The sequence below is a fragment of the Glaciimonas sp. PCH181 genome (genome assembly GCF_003056055.1).
Lineage (GTDB): Bacteria > Pseudomonadota > Gammaproteobacteria > Burkholderiales > Burkholderiaceae_D > Glaciimonas.
In genome coordinates this window covers 1,477,576-1,498,293 of sequence record NZ_PYFP01000001.1, presented here as the reverse complement: position 1 = coordinate 1,498,293, position 20,718 = coordinate 1,477,576, and the positions used below count along the sequence as shown (strand labels likewise).

At 53.6% G+C, this 20,718-nt stretch carries 15 protein-coding genes and 3 pseudogenes; 5 read left to right on the top strand and 13 right to left on the bottom strand.

Annotated features, from left to right (window positions below; genetic code table 11):
- Positions 1 to 12 precede the first annotated feature (12 nt).
- The 3 genes from C7W93_RS06800 to C7W93_RS06790 form a co-directional block, all read right to left on the bottom strand.
- The gene (locus C7W93_RS06800; protein WP_108439339.1) at positions 13 to 702 is read right to left on the bottom strand and encodes an alpha/beta hydrolase; all 690 of its coding nucleotides are present in this window, start codon (positions 700 to 702) and stop codon (positions 13 to 15) included.
- A gap of 152 nt (positions 703 to 854) precedes the next feature.
- Complete coding sequence (locus C7W93_RS06795) at positions 855 to 1,835, bottom strand: aldo/keto reductase (RefSeq protein WP_108439338.1); 981 nt, start codon at positions 1,833 to 1,835, stop codon at positions 855 to 857.
- A 486-nt stretch (positions 1,836 to 2,321) separates the two neighbouring features.
- On the bottom strand, positions 2,322 to 3,122 hold the full coding sequence (locus C7W93_RS06790) for an IclR family transcriptional regulator (RefSeq protein ID WP_108440519.1): 801 nt from the start codon (positions 3,120 to 3,122) through the stop codon (positions 2,322 to 2,324).
- Positions 3,123 to 3,288: 166 nt separating this feature from the next.
- Between C7W93_RS06790 and C7W93_RS06785 the strand changes: the two genes are divergently transcribed.
- From C7W93_RS06785 to C7W93_RS06765, 5 genes and pseudogenes are all read left to right on the top strand, one after another.
- Positions 3,289 to 4,080, top strand: coding sequence for a citryl-CoA lyase (locus tag C7W93_RS06785; protein ID WP_108439337.1), 792 nt, complete (start codon positions 3,289 to 3,291; stop codon positions 4,078 to 4,080).
- A 160-nt stretch (positions 4,081 to 4,240) separates the two neighbouring features.
- The gene (locus tag C7W93_RS06780; protein WP_108439336.1) at positions 4,241 to 5,308 is read left to right on the top strand and encodes an acyl-CoA dehydrogenase family protein; all 1,068 of its coding nucleotides are present in this window, start codon (positions 4,241 to 4,243) and stop codon (positions 5,306 to 5,308) included.
- Positions 5,309 to 5,332: 24 nt separating this feature from the next.
- Positions 5,333 to 6,511, top strand: coding sequence for an acyl-CoA dehydrogenase family protein (locus C7W93_RS06775; protein WP_108439335.1), 1,179 nt, complete (start codon positions 5,333 to 5,335; stop codon positions 6,509 to 6,511).
- Between the two features lie 5 nt (positions 6,512 to 6,516).
- On the top strand, positions 6,517 to 7,308 hold the full coding sequence (paaG, locus tag C7W93_RS06770) for a 2-(1,2-epoxy-1,2-dihydrophenyl)acetyl-CoA isomerase PaaG (protein ID WP_108439334.1): 792 nt from the start codon (positions 6,517 to 6,519) through the stop codon (positions 7,306 to 7,308).
- 179 nt (positions 7,309 to 7,487) lie between these two features.
- Positions 7,488 to 7,664: pseudogene (locus C7W93_RS06765) on the top strand (acetyl-CoA C-acyltransferase); the annotation flags it as partial.
- Between the two features lie 35 nt (positions 7,665 to 7,699).
- Here C7W93_RS06765 and C7W93_RS06760 read toward each other — a convergent pair.
- The 10 genes and pseudogenes from C7W93_RS06760 to C7W93_RS06715 form a co-directional block, all read right to left on the bottom strand.
- Complete coding sequence (locus tag C7W93_RS06760) at positions 7,700 to 8,482, bottom strand: TetR/AcrR family transcriptional regulator (protein WP_108439333.1); 783 nt, start codon at positions 8,480 to 8,482, stop codon at positions 7,700 to 7,702.
- Positions 8,483 to 8,706: 224 nt separating this feature from the next.
- The gene (locus C7W93_RS06755; protein WP_108439332.1) at positions 8,707 to 12,192 is read right to left on the bottom strand and encodes a pyruvate carboxylase; all 3,486 of its coding nucleotides are present in this window, start codon (positions 12,190 to 12,192) and stop codon (positions 8,707 to 8,709) included.
- 52 nt (positions 12,193 to 12,244) lie between these two features.
- Positions 12,245 to 13,915 carry an electron transfer flavoprotein-ubiquinone oxidoreductase gene (locus C7W93_RS06750; protein WP_108439331.1) on the bottom strand — a complete coding sequence of 557 codons (1,671 nt, stop codon included), beginning with the start codon at positions 13,913 to 13,915 and terminating at the stop codon, positions 12,245 to 12,247.
- 103 nt (positions 13,916 to 14,018) lie between these two features.
- Positions 14,019 to 14,948, bottom strand: coding sequence for an electron transfer flavoprotein subunit alpha/FixB family protein (locus tag C7W93_RS06745; RefSeq protein ID WP_108439330.1), 930 nt, complete (start codon positions 14,946 to 14,948; stop codon positions 14,019 to 14,021).
- A gap of 84 nt (positions 14,949 to 15,032) precedes the next feature.
- Entirely contained in the window at positions 15,033 to 15,782 is a 750-nt protein-coding gene (locus tag C7W93_RS06740) for an electron transfer flavoprotein subunit beta/FixA family protein (protein WP_108439329.1), read from the bottom strand.
- A gap of 110 nt (positions 15,783 to 15,892) precedes the next feature.
- Positions 15,893 to 16,585 (bottom strand): annotated as a pseudogene (locus C7W93_RS06735) (IS6 family transposase).
- A gap of 136 nt (positions 16,586 to 16,721) precedes the next feature.
- On the bottom strand, positions 16,722 to 17,858 hold the full coding sequence (locus C7W93_RS06730) for an acyl-CoA dehydrogenase family protein (RefSeq protein ID WP_108439328.1): 1,137 nt from the start codon (positions 17,856 to 17,858) through the stop codon (positions 16,722 to 16,724).
- A 61-nt stretch (positions 17,859 to 17,919) separates the two neighbouring features.
- Positions 17,920 to 18,160 (bottom strand): annotated as a pseudogene (locus C7W93_RS06725) (nitroreductase family protein); the annotation flags it as partial.
- A gap of 21 nt (positions 18,161 to 18,181) precedes the next feature.
- A complete protein-coding gene (locus tag C7W93_RS06720) occupies positions 18,182 to 19,096 on the bottom strand; it encodes an SDR family NAD(P)-dependent oxidoreductase (protein WP_108439327.1) in 915 nt (304 codons plus the stop codon).
- A gap of 52 nt (positions 19,097 to 19,148) precedes the next feature.
- Entirely contained in the window at positions 19,149 to 20,327 is a 1,179-nt protein-coding gene (locus tag C7W93_RS06715) for a thiolase family protein (RefSeq protein ID WP_108439326.1), read from the bottom strand.
- Positions 20,328 to 20,718 lie beyond the last annotated feature (391 nt).

The following is a 20,718-nucleotide window of genomic DNA, read 5'->3' as shown; positions in this document are numbered from 1 at the left end:
GTCTGTTTTTTGTCAAGCATCAACCTGGTCAGATACCCATTGAATGAAGTCGCGCTCCATCGTTGAAGTAATTTCGTGTTGGGCATCGTATTCCTGATAGGTTAGCAAGACTGTCTTTTGTGTCAGCAATTCACGAGTGCGGTGAGCAAAATCGATACTTAGTTTTCCGTCTTTAACACCATGTGCGACAAACGCGTGGAGATTATTCAACTTTTCCGGAACCGCAATCAGTGGCGCTATTTCAGGAAGAATGCGTCCACACAAGATAGCAAATCCCTTAACAGCTTCAGGCACGGTCAACGCAACGCTTGCGCTCATGATACCGCCTTGGCTGAATCCGCCTATCCAAATCTTCTGTCGATCAATGCCATATGCATCTGGCAAAGCTTCGATAAAAGATAATAAAAGTTGTCGGGACTGCTCAGCTTGCAAGGTATTAATCACACGACCCGTCTCATCAAATTTCACATGAAACCACCCATATCGGTCTGGACCAAATGTAACTGGACCTCTTGCAAGAATAACTGTGCAGCGCGGATCCTGAAGCGATGCTAAGTTCGCAAGTTCTGCCTCATTCATACCAATCCCATGCAACAAAATGATGCACGGCGATTCGTCCATCGAGCCGTTTTCCGGTAGGCGAACTCGATGTTTTAAAGTCAAGACGTCGTTTTGAATAAGATTTTGCAAGGTGTCGTTCATAGGATTTTATGAGGAGCAGACTTGGTTTCCGCTGCTATTCGGGTTAAAACTTTTGCGCTATTGTTCTATACATCAAGACGAATCAATTTTATTTGGAAAAGTTAGAGCAGCAACAGCGGAGAGGCCGCGGACCTGTACTTGCTTTCAAGGAATCAATTGAATCCTTTAACAGCATGTGGAACATAAGGCTCCTCGAGAAAGCGGATCTCTTCAGCATTGAGTTTGAGAGAAAGCGCAGCAACTGCGTCGTCCAAATGCGTTAATTTCGTAGCGCCGATGATTGGAGAGGTAACTGGACATTTCTGCAGAACCCATGCCAGGGCAACCTGTGCACGGGGAACGTTTCGCCTTGCGGCAACATCAGCAACTCGCTCGACTACTTTTCGATCCTGCTCGGCCGTCTTTTCGTAAAGCTTAGGAACGATATCGTCGGTTTCCCAGCGTACGCTGCTCTCTTCCCAGTCGCGTGTAAGCCTGCCACGGGCTAATGGGCTCCAGGGGATCACTGCGATACCTTCATCGACACACAGTGGGAGCATCTCACGTTCTTCTTCACGGTATAGTAAATTCAGATGGTTTTGCATGCTGACCAAGCGCGTCCATCCATGCTTTTCTGACAGGTAGAGTGCTTTTGCGAACTGCCAAGAATACATAGAAGACGCCCCGATATACCGTGCTTTGCCAGCTTTGACAACGTCGTGCAGAGCTTCTAGCGTTTCTTCTATAGGTGTGCCGTAGTCCCACCTGTGCATTTGGTAAAGGTCAACATAGTCGGTGCCTAGACGCCGGAGGCTTGCATCAATTTCAGACATAATCGCTTTCCGCGACAATCCTGGTCCATTGGGCCCTTTACGCACGCGTCCATAAACTTTAATAGCGATCACTACTTCCTCTCGCGGGATGAAATCGCTGAGTGCACGGCCAAGAATTTCTTCGCTAGTACCGTCCGAATACGCATTTGCAGTGTCGAAGAAATTTATGCCAAGGTCTAACGCCTTTTTTATGAATGGCCTGCTCTGTTCTTCAGTTAGTGTCCAAGAATGGTTGCCACGTTGCGGCTCGCCACAGCTCATGCAGCCTAAACAAATTCGCGACACATCCAGACCGGTTCGGCCAAACTTCACATAATCCATATCAGGTCCTTTGTTTCAAACTTCCAACGCCGAGATATTGCTTTGCTCTATACCCCTTCGCTGACTAAACCAATGACATTTGGTTCAGGCCGACCATTCGTTTAGAACGTGGTTCTGGCAGTCTGTTTGGAAACAAATTTTCCGAGCAAGGACTGAGCCTGGCCAATCCTGTGCTAGGCCCCGCAAGGAGTGCACAGTCTGCCCTACAATAGTCATCGCTTCAAAGACCGGTGACTAGGGCTGTGTTCAATATGCGGACATTCAATATGTTCAAGTGCATGCAGTAACACTAAGGTGGTAAGGGGTAAAAGGGTTGAAAGACTCTGCTTAGTTCCATCAAGCAAGTGCGGTTCGAGGTTTTTCGATCACTGCGGGAAGGCCAATCTTCTTATTCTTGTCTTAAGGGAACTGCCGTTTACACTGGTTATTCGCTGAATGAGAGATGGCGAAAAGATGGAGGCTTCAGGCGATAATAATACTTAAATTTCACAGCAAATCTAAGCGTTCTTGGATAGACAGCACATGCCGGCCGACTACTTGTACTGCTTCCCCCTGTTTTTCCTTCGTCATCCGGCTATCTATAGAGGCAGTGGTGATCGCTCCGAGTACTTTCCCTGCGCTGTTTCTTAATGTGACACCTACGCCAATCACGCCCGGAACGCTGTAATGTCCAATCACTGCATAGCCGCGGTTCTGGGTAGCACTGATAATCGCCCGCAACGTAGAAACGTTCAGCGAGCCATAGCCGGTAAGTCGATGGGCGTTAGCGTGCAAGCATTCTTCTTGTTCGGCACGCGGCAAAGTAGCGAGAAGTGCCAGCCCCCCAGCGCCAACGCCCAGAGGTTGACGATTACCGACCCTGACCGCCACAACCTGGATTGGATAGCTACCAATGACCCGTGCAACGCACATAGAGTCTAGCCCCATGCGAATAATCAGGAATGAACTGTTCCCCGTTTCCTCTGAAACCGCTCTCAAGACTGGATCGCAGATGGCGCGTAAATCTAGTCGGTCTGCAAACTGAGCCCCAAGTTCGCGGCAGTACTCGCCCAGCACATATCGGGTCGAGCCAGTTGGGCGAGACAGCAAGCCATGCTTCATGAGCGACTGCACCATACGGTGCGCGGTAGGTCGCTCCACACCGCTAAGCCTTACTAAATCGACCAGGCGCAGACCGCTATGGCTATTGGCTGCTACAAGTTTTAACAGGCCAATCGAGCGTTCAAGGCTTTGCGTTCCCAAATTTTGAGAAGCTGCATCGGGTGAAGTTGATGGTAGGGAAGTCATTTGAGAGCCGATATTAGCATCAACTTTTAAAATAGAGTTAAAAACATCCATATGTTGGACATTGCACTCCCAAAAAGATTCGACAGAAGGTACGGTTCGTTCTGTGTTTAATCACACAGTTACGAGTCGCATATCTTGTGACCGCCTATTAATTACGGAGATCAACATGGCTGAATCAAAACAGAAATACTGGCGTACCTCGATTGCGGATGTAACTGATGAGGGTATGGTAATCCGCGGTTACGATGTACTCAAGGACCTCGCAGGTAAGATTGATTTTGGCGCATTGGTCTACCTTCTCTACCGCGGAGAGTTGCCTAAAGGTAACGAGTCCAAGATTATCAATGCGATCTTTATCTGCGTGGCGGAGCACGGCATCTCACCATCATCTACGGTGACGCGCTTCATTCAGGCTGCTGGTGTCCCGATCCAATGTTCTGTGGCCGCCGGTGCCATGATGTTCGGCGACATTCATGGAGGCGCTGGGGAAGAGTTTTCGCGCTTTCTTCAGGAACTTGTCAGCGAAACAAACGCGTCGGGCCGTGACTATGACGAGGTAGCATATGAGTTCGTGCGCAAACATAAGCGTATCGATGGTTTTGGGCATCCACACCATCCGTCAGGCGACCCTCGTACCAAAGTCTTGTTTGGACTGGCAGAAGAATACGGTCTAGCAGGGGATCACATTCGCATGACACGTGCTTTGGAGCGGGCGCTGGTTGCCAAAACTAATCGTCCATTACTGGCCAACATCGACGCTGCGGTCGGCGCGATCATTTCCGACATGGGGTTTGACTGGCGGGTGGCGCGTGCCTTTATCGTGGTGCCACGCACTGCGGGCTTGTTTGCCCATGCTGTCGAAGAGAAGGTCCGAGAGCCCGGCTGGCGTCAGATATCACTCGACCAAGTTGAATATGACGGTCCTCGGCGCTCCCAAAGTGATAAAGCCAGTACCTGAGCAAAGCAGGAGTCAGACCCTGTCTTTTTTGCCTGGCACATCTAGCGTCACAGTCTTAACCCAATAGGGTTAACGAATTGACGGCGGTTCAGGCCAGCGTACGGTGAAAGCATCACTCAATGCCTTCACCAATCATAGAATTAACAGAAAGGTCCCTTCAATGAATACAGAAGTACAACAAACTGACCAGTCCGAACGTGAGCAGAATGTGCGGCTCGTCCGTGATAGTGCCGATGGTCTGCTAAAAGGGCGCGGAGGTATTTCTCGTATGCGCTCGCAGCGCTTTACGGCCCAGGGCTTTGACAGGGCAATTTGGAGTGAAATCTGTGAGATGGGCTGGCTTGGAATGCGTCTGCCTGAGGAGATAGGTGGCAGCGGTATGGGCATGCTTGAGTCAGTGCAAGTGGCACTGGCGGCAGGGACCCATCTAGTGCCGGAACCCTTGATCAGCGGCATGTGCACTTCAGCATTGCTCGATGAAGTAGCACTTGAGCAATATTTATCTGGAGCGAAAATTTTTGTACCTGCATGGCAAGAAGCAACAAATTCGCTTGATCCTGTCGGAGGCGACACGCAGTACAGCGAGGGTACAGTCACTGGTCGAAAGCGTTTCGTGTGGCAAGGCTCTGAAGTAGATGGGTTTGTCGTTTCGACACCCCAAGGCTGCATGTTGGTAGAGGCGAAGGATGAGGGCGTTTCCATCCATTCGACTCCCACGCAAGATGGCGGACATTGGGCGGATATTGAGTTAAACCGTGCCGTGGCACGGCCCTTGCCGGGCAATATGTCGTCTTCTATTGAAGAGGCAGCATTGTTAGAGGCATCTTACCTGTTAGGTAGCGCGCAGGCAGCGCTCAGTATGACGCTGGAATTCATGAATTCGCGCAAGCAGTTTGACAAGCCCATTGGGAGCTTCCAAGCGCTTCAACACCGGGCTGCCGATTTAAAAATTTTCTTGGCCCTGTCTGAAGCGAGCGTCGAAAACGCCGCCCGTGCATTTGACGCGCAGGAGCCACTTGCTGTGCGTCAGGCCGCAGTTTCGCGGGCGAAGGCGCGCTGTTCCGACACAGCCCTGCTAGTGACACGCCAGGCAGTGCAGCTACACGGTGCGATTGGTTATACCGATGAATATGACGTGGGTTTGTTCTTGCGTAGCGCGATGTGCCACAGCGTAATGGCGGGTTCTTCGGCTGTGCACCGTGCTCGATTTGGCCAACTGTGTTGCTAAGGTTTAGCGATTAAGGAGTAGATTATGGAAGAAACTAGCAGCCTGCCACGCCATGATGACGTGGATTACAACGCAATGTCGGACCAGGAGTTTCGCAAGATCGTCGGCGACTGGATTGATGCAAATTATCCACCGGAGCTTCGACATCCCATCAAACGACTGCATTTGCGTGATAGCCGGCCCTGGTATCAGGCACTTTCGCGGCGAGGCTGGTTAGCACCTAGCTGGCCCCGCGAACATGGAGGCATGGGGCTAGCGCCTTCAAAGTTGTTGATCATGCATGAGCAGCAGGAGCGCCACGGCTGCGCACGACTCAATGACATCGGCATGGCCTTTATCGGACCACTGCTCATTCAGTTTGGAGCAGAGGCGCAACGGCAGTTTTTTCTGCCAAAGATTCTGAGCGGTGAACACATCTGGTGCCAAGGTTACAGCGAACCTAATGCCGGCTCCGACTTGGCTAGTTTACGTACAAAAGCAGTTCTGGACGGCGATGAGTGGGTAGTGAATGGTCAGAAGATCTGGACGACCTTGGCAAATGATGCCAATTGGATATTTTTGCTGGTGCGGACAGATCCGCAAGCGAAGAAACAGGAGGGCATCAGTTTTCTACTTGTGCCGCTGGACACTCCAGGGGTAACTGTGCGCCCGATTATCAATCTGGATATGCATGACGAATTTTGTGAAGTCTTTTTTGATGACGTGCGGGTTCCGCGCGACATGCTGGTAGGGACGGTCAACAAAGGTTGGTCAATGGCCAAAGCTTTGCTGGGCTTTGAACGAATTCACCTGGCGTCTCCCCAACCTTCTTCTTACGCGATGTCGCGCTTGCGTCAAGTGGAAAAACTAGTTGGAGGATTTGAACAGTCTGGCGCAAGGGACCGCTATGTGCGGTTGTGCATGGATCTTGCTGATCATTCCGACCTGTACGAGTTTCACCTCGAGCGCGTTCGACGCGGTGAGCAGCTGGGAGCGGAGGTTTCTATGATGAAACTTAATCAGAGCGAACTTAACCAGCGCATCACGGAATTTACGATTGAGATGGCTGGTGAGCTTGGTTGCCTGTTGGCTCCTCTGCCAGGGCCAGACCGTCTGAATCCGGGGGGCAACTTCATCCAGGCCCGTCTGCTGACGATTGCCGGCGGATCCAGCGAGATTCAACGAAATATTATCGCTAAAAACGTCCTAGGGCTGCCGTCATAAACACCATGCATTACGAAACCATTCTCTTTAGTATCGAGGAGGGCATTGCTCGGCTGGTGCTTAATCGGCCGAGCAAGCTCAACAGCTTTTCTGAAACCATGCACCGCGAGATTGCGGATGCAATGCATCATTTAACGCAGGCTGATAATGGTACACGCGTTCTATTAATTACTGGGGCCGGACGGGCGTTCTGTGCTGGACAAGACTTGTCGGAAGGTCAAATGTCCGGCGGGAGTACCGTTGATCTCGGTATTACTGTGGCGCGTTACTACGAGCCACTTGTAAGAAACTTAAGGGCCCTGCCCATTCCGGTCATTGCGGCGGTGAACGGAGTGGCCGCTGGAGCCGGAGCAAATTTCGCACTGGCTTGCGATATCGTCGTGGCGAAATCCTCTGCTTTCTTTTTGCAGCCTTTTGTTCGCCTTGGCCTACAGCCAGACACTGGTGGCACGTACTTTTTGCCGCGCTTGGTCGGAAGTGCGAGGGCAATGGGGCTATCGTTGTTAGGTGACAAGCTCAGCGCAGAGCAAGCGGAGCAATGGGGGCTAATTTGGAAGTCGATTCCGGACGAGGAATTTGAAACAGCCGTGGAAGCGCTAGCGCGCAGGCTGGCATCAGGTCCTTCGTTAGCTCATGCGCACATCAAGCAGTCGCTGCAGGCCAGTATGGGTAACGATCTGGATCAACAGCTTGCATTGGAGCGTGAGAGCATGCGTACACTTGGAAATAGCGAGGACTATATCGAAGGAGTAGGTGCTTTCTTGGAAAAGCGAGAGCCTGACTTTAATGGGCGCTAAGGTCGATTTTGACTGGAAGTCCGCTCGCTCAGCGCAACCCGAATAGCTTCTTTTAGCAGCCGCTTTCATAACCGCACCTGGCTATTTCAAACACTTTTAGAAGTAGCAGCATTGTGCTTGACTCGAGTTTGGGCATCTTCGTGCAGTATCTGATTCCTCAGTCTAGTAGACAAGGAAGCATGCAACTGCAGTCAAGGCAATCCACTAAAAAAGGCAGGACTATGCCAGAGGTAAATGACGTTTTTATTGTCGGTGCGGCTCGTACGGCGATTGGAACTTTTGGTGGATCGCTGAAGGATTTTTCCGCTTCCGATCTGACCTCGATCGCAGTTAGAGAGGCAATGAAGCGTGCGCGGACTGATCCAGGCCAGAATCTATTCAAAATCCTTGCTCACCGCTTACTATTTCTACTTGGTCTTGCTGCTGGGCCGTTGGACACCGCGAACGTATGTTCGAGCATTCGAACTACCTGTTCCCGGTTTTCGCGTAAGCTCGCCACTGAGCCGCGTGAAAGATGCTGGTGGGCCAGGCCTCTCATTGAGCCGACGACAAATTCAGCACCTAGCGCAGGATCGACATCGCTACGCACTTCACCCTGCGCAATCCCTATACGTAAATTATCTTCTATCCATGTAAACATTTCACGATTGTATTCTGCTATAACTTCGGCCGTGTCTGAATCTTCCAGCAAAGCCTCGGCGAGCAGCAGCAAAAACGCCCGCGCATTTGTCCACTTTTTATCACTGCGTCCGAGATATACACGTACATAGCCAAGTACAGACTGCAAACCTGGCTGCGACGGTGGAACAGCTTGCATCTCCTGGGCAAAAGCTCTGCTAAGGTGAAAAATCAAAGCGCGCAAAAGCGCACCTTTATTGCCAAAGTGGTATGTAGCTTGTCCACGGCTATAACCGGCCGCCTCCCCGACCTGTGCTAAGGTCATTCCTACCCAACCTTTACGCGAAAGAAGTGCAAGCGCTGCATCTAAAAGTCGCTCCTCAGATTCTGAACTACGCTCCTGCTGCGACCGGCGAAGCGGTGCTGAGGATTTCTGGCTGGCCACGTTTCCCCTTGCCGGATACCCGCGCGCTTTAAAAATTTCGCTCGGAGCATGATTTGCAGCTTCGCCCAATGGCTCCAACGTTGCACCTTGCACCGCTTGTTCTTTAATCATAATTTGGTTCCATTTCCTATACAGTCACGCTTACACTACGAACGTCTATTCTACTACTTGCTGGTCGAATGTTAATTTTCTTAATATTGATAGATTAGTTAGTTCTTATAAAGACGTCCTAAATTGCAACGGCACTGCGGTTTATCCAAAATTACTAACTATTTGGCTCTATTGGTCGTTAAACCCATTACTTGAAGAGCATCGCTAGTTCGGGCTGATCGGCATTAATCGACAAACTCCATCAGCAAGTCCTTGGCACTGATCACGCTGCCCGGTTTGACATGGGTATGGCCGACCGTGCCATTGCGCTCGGCGCGGATCATGGTTTCCATTTTCATGGCTTCAATTGAGACCAGCGGATCGCCTTTTTCCACTTTTTGTCCTGCCTTCACCGCCACCGTCACCACCATGCCCGGCATCGGCGCACCGACATGCTTCGGATTGCCTTCTTCGGCACGCACATGGGTCGCGGTCTTGACTGCACCGGCACGGTCGATACGGATCAGGCGCGGCTGACCGTTCAGTTCAAAGAACAGCTTGGTCTGACCATCATCGGTCGCTTCGGTCTGCCCTTGCAGACGTACGACTAGCGTTTTGCCCTGATCGATATCAATCGAAGTTTCTTGTCCGTCTTGCATCCCGTAGAAAAACACCGGAGTCGACAGCACGCTGACGTTGCCGTAATGACGGCGATGCTCTGCGTACTCTTTAAAGACTTTCGGATACATCAGATACGACGACAGTTCTTGCTCGGTGATGCTGCGCTCAACGGCTTTTTCAGCTTCAGCGCGAACTAACACCAAATCGACTGGCGGCAAATGTGCGCCGGGACGCCCAACCATCGGCTGGCCGCCTTTGAGTATTTTCTGCTCTAGCGGCTTCGGAAAACCATCCGCCGGAAAGCCCAACTCGCCCTTGAATAAGGAAATCACAGAATCCGGAAAAGCGACTTCTTTATCTGGATTACTCACATCCGCCGGGGTCAGATCGTTGGCGACCATGAACAACGCCATATCGCCCACTACCTTGGACGTCGGCGTCACTTTCACAATGTCACCGAACAGCTGATTCACGTCCGAATAGGCTTGCGAAACCTCGGTCCAGCGGTGCGCCAATCCCATCGCCCGCGCCTGTTCGCGCAAGTTGGTGTATTGACCACCCGGCATTTCATGACGATACACATCTGAGGTGCCGGACCGAATATCCGCCTCAAACGGCGCATACGCACGCCGCACGCCTTCCCAGTATTGTGAAATGCCAAACATCGCGGTCGAGTCGAGTTGCGGATCGCGTTCAGTGCCGCGCAAGGCTGCTGCAATCGCGCCCAGATTCGGCTGAGAAGTCAGGCCGCTCATCGCATCCATCGCGCCATCCACCGCATCGCAACCGGCTTCGATAGCCGCCAGCACACTGGCGGCGCTGATGCCGCTAGTGTCATGCGTGTGGAAATGAATCGGCAGGCCGACTTCTTCTTTTAACGTTTTCACTAGCAACCGTGCTGCCTGCGGTTTGCAAATCCCGGCCATGTCCTTGATCGCCAGAATATTGACCCCGGCACGCTCTAAATCCTTAGCCATCGTGACGTAATACTTCAGGTCGTATTTGACCCGTTTGGCATCCAGCAAATCGCCGCTGTAACAGATCGCGCCTTCACATAACGCGCCGGATTCGCGCACCGCGTCAATCGCCACGCGCATGTTCTCAACCCAATTCAGCGAGTCAAATACACGGAACAAATCGATACCACCCTTTGCTGCCTGTTCGACAAAATGTTTCACCACATTGTCGGCATAGTTGGTATAGCCAACCGCGTTAGAGCCGCGCAACAACATCTGAAACAGAATATTTGGCACGCGCTCACGCAATTGCGTCAGACGTTCCCACGGATCTTCTTTCAGAAAGCGCATTGCCACGTCAAATGTCGCACCGCCCCAACATTCCATCGAAAATAAATTCGGCAACGTCCGCGCATATGCAGGCGCAATCGCTAGCATGTCAGCGGTCCGCATGCGAGTAGCAAACAACGATTGATGCGCATCGCGCATGGAGGTGTCGGTCAGCAAGACTTGCGGCTGCTCTTTCATCCATTGGGCAAACTTGTCCGGGCCGAGGGCGATCAATTTGTCACGGCTGCCGGGCGCAATAGGCGCGAGTCTGTCGGTCTTGGGAATCAGCGGCGTCGGCACAATGCCCACCGGCTGCACGCGTCCCTTCATTTCCGGATTACCGTTAACCGCTACCTCACCGATGAAACGCAAGATACGCGTCGCACGATCACGTCGTTTGGCAAACTGGAATAGCGCAGGCGTCGTATCGATAAAGCGCGTAATACATTCGCCGGATTTGAATTGCGGATGATTGATGACGTTCTCAAGAAACAGCAGATTCGTCGACACGCCACGGATGCGGAATTCGCGCAGCGCACGATCCATTCGCGCAATTGCTTCTTCTGAACTAGGCGCATGCGCCGTCACTTTTACCAGCAGCGAATCGTAATACGGCGTAATCACCGCGCCCGAATAAGCAGTGCCGCCATCCAGACGAATACCGAAACCGGACGCGCTGCGATACGCGGTCAAACGACCATAATCGGGCGTGAAATTGTTTTCGGGATCTTCTGTCGTGACGCGGCATTGCAGCGCATGACCGTTCAGGCGGATATCCGCTTGCGCCGGGACGCCAGCAGAATGCTCGGCACTGGCGCTGGTATCACCAATCACCGCGCCTTGCGTAATACGGATTTGCGCCTTGACGATATCGATGCCGGTCACTTGTTCGGTGACGGTGTGTTCTACCTGAATCCGTGGGTTAACTTCAATGAAATAGAACTTGCCGGTATCGGCATCCATCAAAAATTCGACCGTTCCGGCATGGGTATAGTTGACCGCACGACCCAGACGCAATGCAGATTCACAGAGATCGGCGCGGGTCGCCGCATCCAGATACGGCGCGGGCGCGCGTTCCACGACCTTTTGATTGCGCCGTTGAACCGAGCAATCGCGCTCAAACAAATGCACCAGATTGCCGTGCTTATCGCCCAGAATCTGGACTTCAACGTGACGCGCACGCCGCACCAGTTTCTCCAGATACATTTCATCGTTGCCAAAAGCAGCCAGCGCCTCGCGCCGCGCCATTTCTAGCTGCCCCGGCAATTCCTCTGCGCTTTCGATCACGCGCATCCCGCGACCGCCGCCACCCCAGCTGGCTTTCAGCATCAACGGATAGCCGACTTCCGCCGCCATTTTGTGCGCCACGTCAATATCATGCGGCAACGCAGCCGTGGCTGGCATCACCGGCACACCGGCCGCCACAGCCGCATTACGGGCCGCAACTTTATTACCCAGCGTGCGCATCACGGTTGGCGACGGGCCGATAAAGGCGATGCCATTTTTAGCGCAAGCCTCGGCAAATTCAGGATTCTCGGACAAGAAGCCATAGCCCGGATGAATCGCATCGACTTTCGCTTCTTTAGCAATACGAATGATGTCGTCAATATCCAGATAGGCCGCAATCGGTTTCTTGCCTTCTCCGACCAGATAGCTCTCGTCTGCCTTAAACCGATGCAAGGCAAAACGATCTTCTGCAGCATAAATCGCCACCGTCCGAATACCGAGTTCGGCAGCAGCCCGCATCACGCGGATGCAGATTTCGGAGCGGTTAGCGACCAGAAGTTTACGGATGGGACGTGGGTTATGAAGTGCGGTGATCATTACATTATTGATTCATGGGTGCGTTGAGGGATAGTGGATTCGAACTGAGGATCTACATCGCCGAATAATTCGGTCCGCCGCCACCTTCTGGAGTGATCCACACGATATTCTGGGTCGAATCCTTGATGTCACAGGTTTTGCAATGCACGCAATTCTGCGCATTGATTTGCAAACGCTCGTCACCGGCATCGGTTTTTACAAACTCGTACACGCCTGCGGGGCAGTACTTCGCCTCGGGGCCAGCATATTTCGCCAGGTTGAGATTGATCGGCACACTCGCATCTTTCAACGTCAAATGTACCGGTTGGTCTTCCGCATGGTTCGTGTTTGAGATAAATACCGAAGACAAACGATCGAAGGTCAGCTTGCCATCCGGTTTCGGATACACAATCGGGGCGTAGTTCGCGGCTGGCTTCAGGCACTTGTGGTCGGCATGCGTGTGATGCAGGGTCCATGGAGCCTTGCCGCGGAACAACACTTGATCGATGCCCACCATTAGCGTGCCGGTGACCAGCCCTTTGCTCATCCACGGTTTGAAATTGCGCGCCCGATGCAATTCATCCTGCAGCCAGGATCGTTCAAACGCTTGCGAATACGCCGTCAATTCATCGTATTGGCGATTCGCGTTCAAGGCATCGAATGCCGCATCGGCGGCCAGCATGCCGCTCTTAATCGCGGCATGGCTGCCCTTAATGCGGCTGGCATTCAAAAAGCCGGCATCACAGCCAATTAGCGCGCCACCGGGGAAGCTCAGCTTAGGCAGCGATTGCAGGCCGCCAGCGGTGATCGCGCGCGCGCCGTACGAAATGCGTTTGCCGCCTTCAAAGAATTGTCGGATTTCAGGATGCGTCTTGTAGCGCTGAAATTCTTCATACGGCGACAGATACGGGTTTTCGTAGGCGAGTCCCTCCACGTAACCGACCGCCACCTGATTGTTCTCCAGATGATATAGAAAGGAACCGCCATAGGTGCTGGTATCGAGAGGCCAGCCAGCTGTGTGGACGACTAGGCCGGGTTGATGCATCTTCGGATCGATTTCCCACAATTCCTTGATGCCGATAGCGTAAGTCTGCGGATCCTTGCCTTTATTGAGATCAAACTTGCTTATCAACTGTTTGCCCAGATGGCCGCGTGCGCCTTCGGCAAAAAGTGTGTATTTGGCATGCAATTCCATGCCGAGCTGGAACGCCGCTGTCGGCTGAGCGTGGCGGTCGATGCCCATGTTTCCGGTCGCGACGCCCTTAACCGAACCATCGTCGTTGTACAACACTTCAGCTGCGGCAAAACCAGGGAAAATGTCAACGCCCAATGCCTCGGCTTGCGGGCCTAGCCAGCGCACGACATTGGCTAGCGAGATAACGAAATTTCCGTGGTTCTGAAAGCAGGCGGGCAGCATCCAGTTCGGTGTTTTGACGGCTTTTCTCTCTGTCAAAAATAGGAAGCGGTCTTCGCTGACCTCAGTCGTCAATGGCGCACCCAGTTCTTTCCAGTTTGGAAATAGCTCGTTGATCGCGATCGGATCCATGACCGCGCCGGACAGGATGTGCGCGCCAAGCTCGCCGCCTTTTTCCAGTACGCAGACGGACACGCCATTACCTTTTTCCCATGCCAACTGTTTAAGTTTGATGGCTGCCGACAAGCCGGCCGGGCCGCCGCCGACGATGACGATGTCATATTCCATCGCTTCGCGCGGGCCGTGTTGTTCCAGTAAGTCTTTTGTCATTTAAAGTCTTTGCTGTATCAAACGTCGATAAACCCTGAGGTCTCTATTGTAATGATGGATATGCGACGAAACTCTTGTGGGGGGCGTTGTATATCTAAACGTTTTATCCGAGTTCATCCACCAGTTGCGGCACGATTTCGAACAAATCCCCGACGATACCGTAGTCCGCTACCGCAAAGATCGGCGCCTCTTCATCCTTGTTGATCGCGACGATCACCTTGGAATCCTTCATCCCGGCCAAATGCTGGATCGCGCCGGAAATGCCGACCGCGATATACAGCTGCGGTGCGACGATCTTGCCGGTTTGGCCGATTTGCCAGTCGTTCGGTACGAAACCGGCATCGACCGCGGCACGGGACGCGCCCATTGCGGCGCCGAGCTTGTCGGCCAATGGCTCCAGGATCTTGAAGTTGTCCGCCGAACCCAGGCCGCGGCCGCCGGAGACGATGACTTTGGCCGCAGTCAGTTCTGGCCGGTCCGACTTGGCCAGTGCACGCGAGACGAATGCCGACTTGGCAAAATCTGCTGCCGCGCCGATGTTCTCGACCGCAGCCGAACCACCGCCTGCAGCCGCATCGAAACCGGTGGTCCGGACGGTGATGACTTTGATCGCATCGATCGATTGCACGGTGGCAATCGCGTTGCCGGCATAGATCGGACGCTCGAAGGTATCTGGGCTGTCGACTTTGACGATTTCGGAAATCTGGCCGACATCCAACTTGGCTGCGACGCGCGGCAGGATATTCTTGCCGTAGGCGGTGGCCGGAGCCAGGATGTGGCTGTAGTTGGCGGCCAGCGCCAGCACTTGTTCGGCGACGTTTTCGGCCAGGCCATCGGCAAAATACGCCGCGTCAGCGACCAGTACTTTGGTCACGCCGGCGGCTTGCGCAGCGGCTTGGGCCGCCACACCACAGTCTTTGCCGGCGATCATTACATGGACCTCGCCGCCGCATTGGATGGCGGCGGTGATGGTGTTGAGGGTGCTGCCCTTTAAGGTGGCGTTATCGTGTTCAGCTATGACGAGAGCGGTCATGGTATCTCCTGATGATGAGGTGTTGCGGTCGCCTGCAAAGGCGGCGGCCCGCTGCATCGGTTCGGTGGTAAAAGTGGTCGCGGATTAAATGACCTTGGCTTCGTTACGCAATTTGGCTACCAGCGTAGCCACGTCCGGCACCTTGATCCCGGCGCTTCGTTTGGCAGGTTCTACCACTTTCAGCGTCTTCAGCCGGGGACTGACATCGACGCCCAGATCGGCCGGCTTGCACACATCCAGGGGTTTCTTCTTGGCTTTCATGATGTTCGGCAGCGTCACGTAACGCGGCTCGTTCAGGCGCAAGTCGGTGGTGATGATGGCCGGCAGCGTCAAAGCCAGGGTTTCCAGGCCGCCGTCGACTTCGCGCGTGACCAGCACTTTGCCCTCTTCCAGCATGACCTTTGAGGCAAAGGTCGCTTGCGGCCAGTCCAGCAAGGCGGCCAGCATCTGGCCGGTCTGGTTGCAATCGTCGTCGATCGCCTGCTTGCCGAGGATGATCAGCTGCGGTTGCTCCTTATCCGCAATCGCCTTCAACAGTTTGGCCACCGCCAGCGGTTGCAGCTCGACATCGGACTCGACCAGGATGGCGCGGTCGGCGCCGATCGCCATCGCGGTGCGCAGCGTTTCCTGGCATTGGGTGACACCGCAGGAAATCGCGATCACTTCGGTGACCTTGCCGCCTTCTTTTAGACGCGTGGCTTCTTCCATCGCAATTTCATCAAACGGATTCATCGACATTTTGACGTTGGCAATATCCACACCTATGCCATCGGATTTGACGCGTACTTTCACGTTGTAGTCGACTACACGCTTGACTGGAACTAATATTTTCATCTGTTTCCCTTTTCATTCAATAGTGATTCTTAATACAATCGGCACGTGATCTGGTTCTGTTGCGTTAGCAAGGACAAGTCGGATTTTTAGCTGGGCCGGTGCACCGGCCTTCAAACTGGATGGATTTTTCCCGCTAATGCATAAAATTGGTCTGCAAAAGTCATCTCATCGGTGCCTTCCATCATGAGCCGGCTTTTACGGATCATGTGCATGAGTTCAATGCAAGCTAAGATGTGTTTGGCGGACCGAAATGATTTGAAGTTGAGCATCGGCTTGGTCACGCGCTTGACGGCCCGATGGTCCTGTTCGACGACATTGGTGAGGTATTTGATCTGCCGAACGACCATCGGAATGTCCATGCCGGCATTGATCTCATCAATCGCCGCCTTGTTGGCGCCGCTTTTATCCATCGTGACTTTTTCAGGAACGCCATGAGCTTGCATGGCTTTGTTGAAAAAACGTTTCGCCGCCGACTTGTCCCGCTTGGCCGTCAATAGAAAATCGACCGTGTTGCCTTCCTTGTCCACGGCCCGATAGAGATACTTCCAGACGCCTTTGACTTTTATATAGGTCTCGTCCATTCGCCAGCTTCCGCCAACCGGACGCTTGTGCTTGTGGAAAGCCTTTTCAAGTAACGGCAGAAACCGGATCGCCCAGCGATTGATCGATGAGTGATCGACAACCACGCCGCGTTCTTCCATCACTTCTTCCAGGTGACGGTAACTCAATGGGTAGGCTGCGTACTAACGGATGCAGACCAGAATCACGTCGATGGGAAATCGCATCCCTTTGGCTTTGAGCATGTCGGTTCGCCCTTTTTTCAAAGACAGCAGTCTACCTGAGCGACTCGATGACTTTGATCAACGCGACAGAACCGTAAAAACATCTGGGGCAAGCACTCCGCAAGATTCGAAGTGCTGCTTTCGTCCGTTATAAGAACTATTCCTTCAGCAACTGCTTCGCAATCATGTTGCGTTGGATTTCGTTCGCACCCTCGAAGATCCGCATGACCCTCAACTCGCGGTACACGCGTTCAACCACCATGCCCTTGATATAGCCGGCGCCTCCGAAGATTTGCAATGCCTTGTCCGCAATGCGATTGGCGACCTCCGTACAGAACACCTTGGCATAGGAGGACTTCAAGCGCACGTCCGCACCATTCTCCAGGCTCCATGCGGCTTCTAACAACAGCATTCGCGCAGCATGCTGCTCCATGGCCATATCCGCCAGCATGTGTTGCAGGACTTGGTGGCTTGACAGCGGTTGGCCAAAGGTCACGCGATCCTTGGAATACTGGAGCGCGTGCTCGAAGGCAATCTGGCTGCCTCCGAGGGCTTGGCAGCCGACATTGATGCGAGCTTCATTCAACCCCGAGACCGCGTAGTAGAAGCCGCGGTTCTCTTCGCCAAGCAGATTTTCCGCAGGGATTTCGCAGTTATCGAACGTGAGCCCGTAAACGCCATTGGTCATGAAGCCCATCGTGCGAATGGGCTTGCTCATGCTGAATCCGGGAGTTTGCGGCTCCACGAGAAAGGCCGACACGCCGTCTCGCCCTTTGCTCTTGTCGGTCTTGGCAAACACCAGGAAAACATCGCCTCGCTCGGCATTCGAGATGTAGGTCTTGGATCCGTTCAGCACCCATCGGTCGCCCATTTTTACGGCGGTGGTTCTCATCGCTGCCACGTCCGAGCCGGCATCGGGCTCGGTGAGTGCGAAGCAGACCGTCGCGCCGGCCGCGATCCGCGGCAGCCAATTGTCCTTTTGCTTCGGGGTACCGTGCAGGAGGAGCAATTGGGGGATCGGCCCCAAGGCTTGACGAATCGAGGGCCAGAACTGGGGAGGCATGCGCGCGAGTTCTAGTTGGATCAGCGCCGAACTGACCTTGTCGACATTGGTTCCACCGAATTCTTCAGGGATCGCCAGCCCGTAGTACCCCATCGTCCGCAGCGTCGCGTCCACCTCTTGCGGCACCACGTTGGTCTCGTGAAAGTGCGGCTCATGCTTGAGGAGGTCGTTGACTACTTCCCGGGTGGACGCCTGCAGGGCGAGTGAGTCCTCTGAAAACTTAAAGTCCATGTTAGTTCCTTTGTGTGTTGTGGATGGCTTCGGTGTGATCGCTAAAAAACGGGCAACTCGGTCAGACCCAGCGCGTGAAACTCTCTGGCTTTGCCCGCGGCGTGCTGTAGGTGTTCACAAGCGCGGTTTCGACCGCGTAGCCAAGACATGCCGCAGACCAGCATCTCGTCGGCTCCCGCGCCGATGAATGGGCCGACGATCTTGGCGTAGTTATTCCATGCCGCTTGCGGGTACGTGTGCAGGCCCAGTGCCCGAGCTGCGAGCATGAGGTTTTGCAGGAACATGCCGTAATCGATCAGCGACCTGCCTGGGCCTGTGCGGCCTCAGACCGGGTCCCAGGTGAAGACGTCGCGCGACTTGTCGAGCGGGAAAAAGGACGGCTTCAGCATTGGCAGCGCCACTTCGAGGCAGGTATCGACGGTCCAGCCGTCTCCCCTATGTGCAGTGCGGATTGGACGAGGCTGCGAGAACAGATAGATTTCGTTATTCCGAACACCGAATATCTGGCCTGTCACATCACGGGCCCGATCAGTTAGCAATGCGCATGTGAACGGGGCAATCTTGGCAACTTCCATCCTTTGATTGACCTGTGTGCGCGCTAGCCCTTCCGGAGTGTCGGTCGGAATCGAGCTTACCATGCGGGTAAATGCGAAAGGTGCAATGCAATTTGATCGCACACCAAAACGCTCCATGTCGAGCGCAATCGACTTTGAGAGGCCAATAATACCCATCTTCGCCGCCGCGTAGTTAGCTTGGCCGACATTGCCAATTAGCCCTGATGTCGACGTCATGTGCACGATGGCGCCGGTCTCCTGACCCTTGAAATGTGGCGCAACAGCACGTGCCATGTTGAAGCAGCCCTTTAGATGCACCTTTACAACCGCATCAAAGTCCTCTTCTTGCATCTTGTGGAAAATCACATCGCGGAGGTTGCCTGCGTTGTTGACCAGTCCGTCGACTCGTCCATATACATCAAGTGCCTGCTGGACGATGCGTTGGGCTGCGCTCCAATCTGCAACGCTATCGGTATTGGCGATAGCTTCACCACCAGCAGCACAAATTTGGTCTACAGTCTGCTGCGCAGGTCCTGCGCTACCCCCGGCACCATCCATACTTACGCCTAGGTCATTCACAACCACTCGTGCACCTTGGCGCGCCGCTTCAAGCGCTATTTCTTTGCCAACGCCAGCACCAGAGCCGGTCACAATTATTACTTTGTCTTTCAGCCAATGCGTCATTTCTTCCTCCTGATACTTCAATCGGTCTAAGGGAACTATTTGCTTAAGAGTGTTATACGACCAGAATAGAAACAACTGCCGCCGCCGATTCGCCGCCTACTTGTCCGCCCGAGTTTTGGGCCAGAGCGACTTTCGCTGATGGCCGCTGACGTTCGCCAGATTCGCCGCGGAGCTGTTGGACCAACTCCACGAGTTGGGCGGTACCAGTTGCGCCGATTGGGTGACCCCGGCTTAACAGGCCGCCGCTCGGATTCACGGAGATCCTTCCCCCAATTTCGGTGGCTCCGCTACGCAGCAGTTCCACAGCTTGTCCAGGCTTACAGAATTGCACGACCTCATAATTAATCAGTTCTCCAGGCGCTGATGCATCATGAACCTCTGCGACGTGAACTTCGTCTGGCCCGATCGACGCCGCTTCATAAGCCGCTTGCGCTGCTCGAACCGAAGCGCTTTCCTTCGTCGAGTCAGCCAGACCCGAAAGAAGCACTGAGCTTGCCACCCACACAGGCCTGCAACCAGTCAGTTGCGCGGCAACGGTGCTTGAGCAAAGAACGATTGCAGCTGCGCCGTCGCCGATTGACGAACACATCGGAAGCGTCAGTGGGTCACTGATCATGCGGCTGGCCAACACTTCCTCTACCGTAGTCTCCTTCCGGAACTGCGCATACGGATTCATGGATCCAGCGTGCCGGCTCTTAACGGTTATACGTGCGAAGTCTGCCGGCGTTGTTCCAGTCGCGGCCATATAGCGCCGTGTGCGCTCTGCATAGATGTCCATAAAAATGGAACCGGTGCCCGATCCGATGTGCGCAGGCAATATATCTTCCTTATCCACGGCTCCACCGTAGGCGCCAAATGACACCGCTTTGTCGACATGAGTTAGTTTTTCGGCACCGATCGCAATGGCAACGTCTGCCTGGCCACTGGCAACGGCTTGCCAAGCCAAGTGAAACGCCGTGCTTCCGGTCGCGCAGGCGTTTTCGACGCTAAGCATTGGCTTGCCGAGCAAACCGGTGAATCTGAGCGCGGCTTGCGCCCTAACCATCTCCTGACCGGTGATCAAGCCGGAAGCCGCATTGCCAAAATAAACCCGGTCGACGCGCTCCGCATTGATGCCGGCATCTGCCAGCGCATTTCGTACGGCTTCTTCTGCAGATGTTCTCACCGAACGGTCGATAAATTTTCCAAAAGGGGTCATTCCAACGCCAGCGATAGCGACGCGAATAGTCATAGTCTCTCCAAGTTTTAGTTAAATTAACGCGTTATGTATGGCGCTTAACTAGCATAAGCGCCGATTAACGAGAGTAAGCTTATCACTTGCTGGTCGGATGTCAAGTATTTTTGCGGGTCAACCAACAAGTTTGTAAGGCGGCTTTCTTAAGCTAATACGGAGCAGAAGAAATTTTTTCACTTCTCTTGATGCCTTGGTCGAATAATCGCGTTTATGGTTTTCATAGACGACCAGACTCGGCAGAACACTATCCGAGCCAGAATTTTGTCGGACGAGCTAGAAAAACAATCCACATATTGGACGTCGTACTTCGCTTAGCCGCGGCATGTTGATAGCTTCTGGGTCTCAATGCCAAAGGGCATGGTTTAGGGCCAATCGCAATTTTTCGTGA

Excerpts from the sequence above, each read along its gene's own strand:
- C7W93_RS06720 (WP_108439327.1), bottom strand. The coding sequence starts at position 19,096 with ATGACGCATTGGCTGAAAGACAAAGTAATAATTGTGACCGGCTCTGGT.
- C7W93_RS06780 (WP_108439336.1), top strand. The coding sequence starts at position 4,241 with ATGAATACAGAAGTACAACAAACTGACCAGTCCGAACGTGAGCAGAAT.
- C7W93_RS06800 (WP_108439339.1), bottom strand. The coding sequence starts at position 702 with ATGAACGACACCTTGCAAAATCTTATTCAAAACGACGTCTTGACTTTA.
- C7W93_RS06775 (WP_108439335.1), top strand. The coding sequence starts at position 5,333 with ATGGAAGAAACTAGCAGCCTGCCACGCCATGATGACGTGGATTACAAC.
- C7W93_RS06745 (WP_108439330.1), bottom strand. The coding sequence starts at position 14,948 with ATGACCGCTCTCGTCATAGCTGAACACGATAACGCCACCTTAAAGGGC.
- paaG (WP_108439334.1), top strand. The coding sequence starts at position 6,517 with ATGCATTACGAAACCATTCTCTTTAGTATCGAGGAGGGCATTGCTCGG.
- C7W93_RS06750 (WP_108439331.1), bottom strand. The coding sequence starts at position 13,915 with ATGACAAAAGACTTACTGGAACAACACGGCCCGCGCGAAGCGATGGAA.
- C7W93_RS06760 (WP_108439333.1), bottom strand. The coding sequence starts at position 8,482 with ATGATTAAAGAACAAGCGGTGCAAGGTGCAACGTTGGAGCCATTGGGC.
- C7W93_RS06730 (WP_108439328.1), bottom strand. The coding sequence starts at position 17,858 with ATGGACTTTAAGTTTTCAGAGGACTCACTCGCCCTGCAGGCGTCCACC.
- C7W93_RS06740 (WP_108439329.1), bottom strand. The coding sequence starts at position 15,782 with ATGAAAATATTAGTTCCAGTCAAGCGTGTAGTCGACTACAACGTGAAA.
- C7W93_RS06715 (WP_108439326.1), bottom strand. The coding sequence starts at position 20,327 with ATGACTATTCGCGTCGCTATCGCTGGCGTTGGAATGACCCCTTTTGGA.
- C7W93_RS06755 (WP_108439332.1), bottom strand. The coding sequence starts at position 12,192 with ATGATCACCGCACTTCATAACCCACGTCCCATCCGTAAACTTCTGGTC.
- C7W93_RS06785 (WP_108439337.1), top strand. The coding sequence starts at position 3,289 with ATGGCTGAATCAAAACAGAAATACTGGCGTACCTCGATTGCGGATGTA.
- C7W93_RS06795 (WP_108439338.1), bottom strand. The coding sequence starts at position 1,835 with ATGGATTATGTGAAGTTTGGCCGAACCGGTCTGGATGTGTCGCGAATT.
- C7W93_RS06790 (WP_108440519.1), bottom strand. The coding sequence starts at position 3,122 with ATGACTTCCCTACCATCAACTTCACCCGATGCAGCTTCTCAAAATTTG.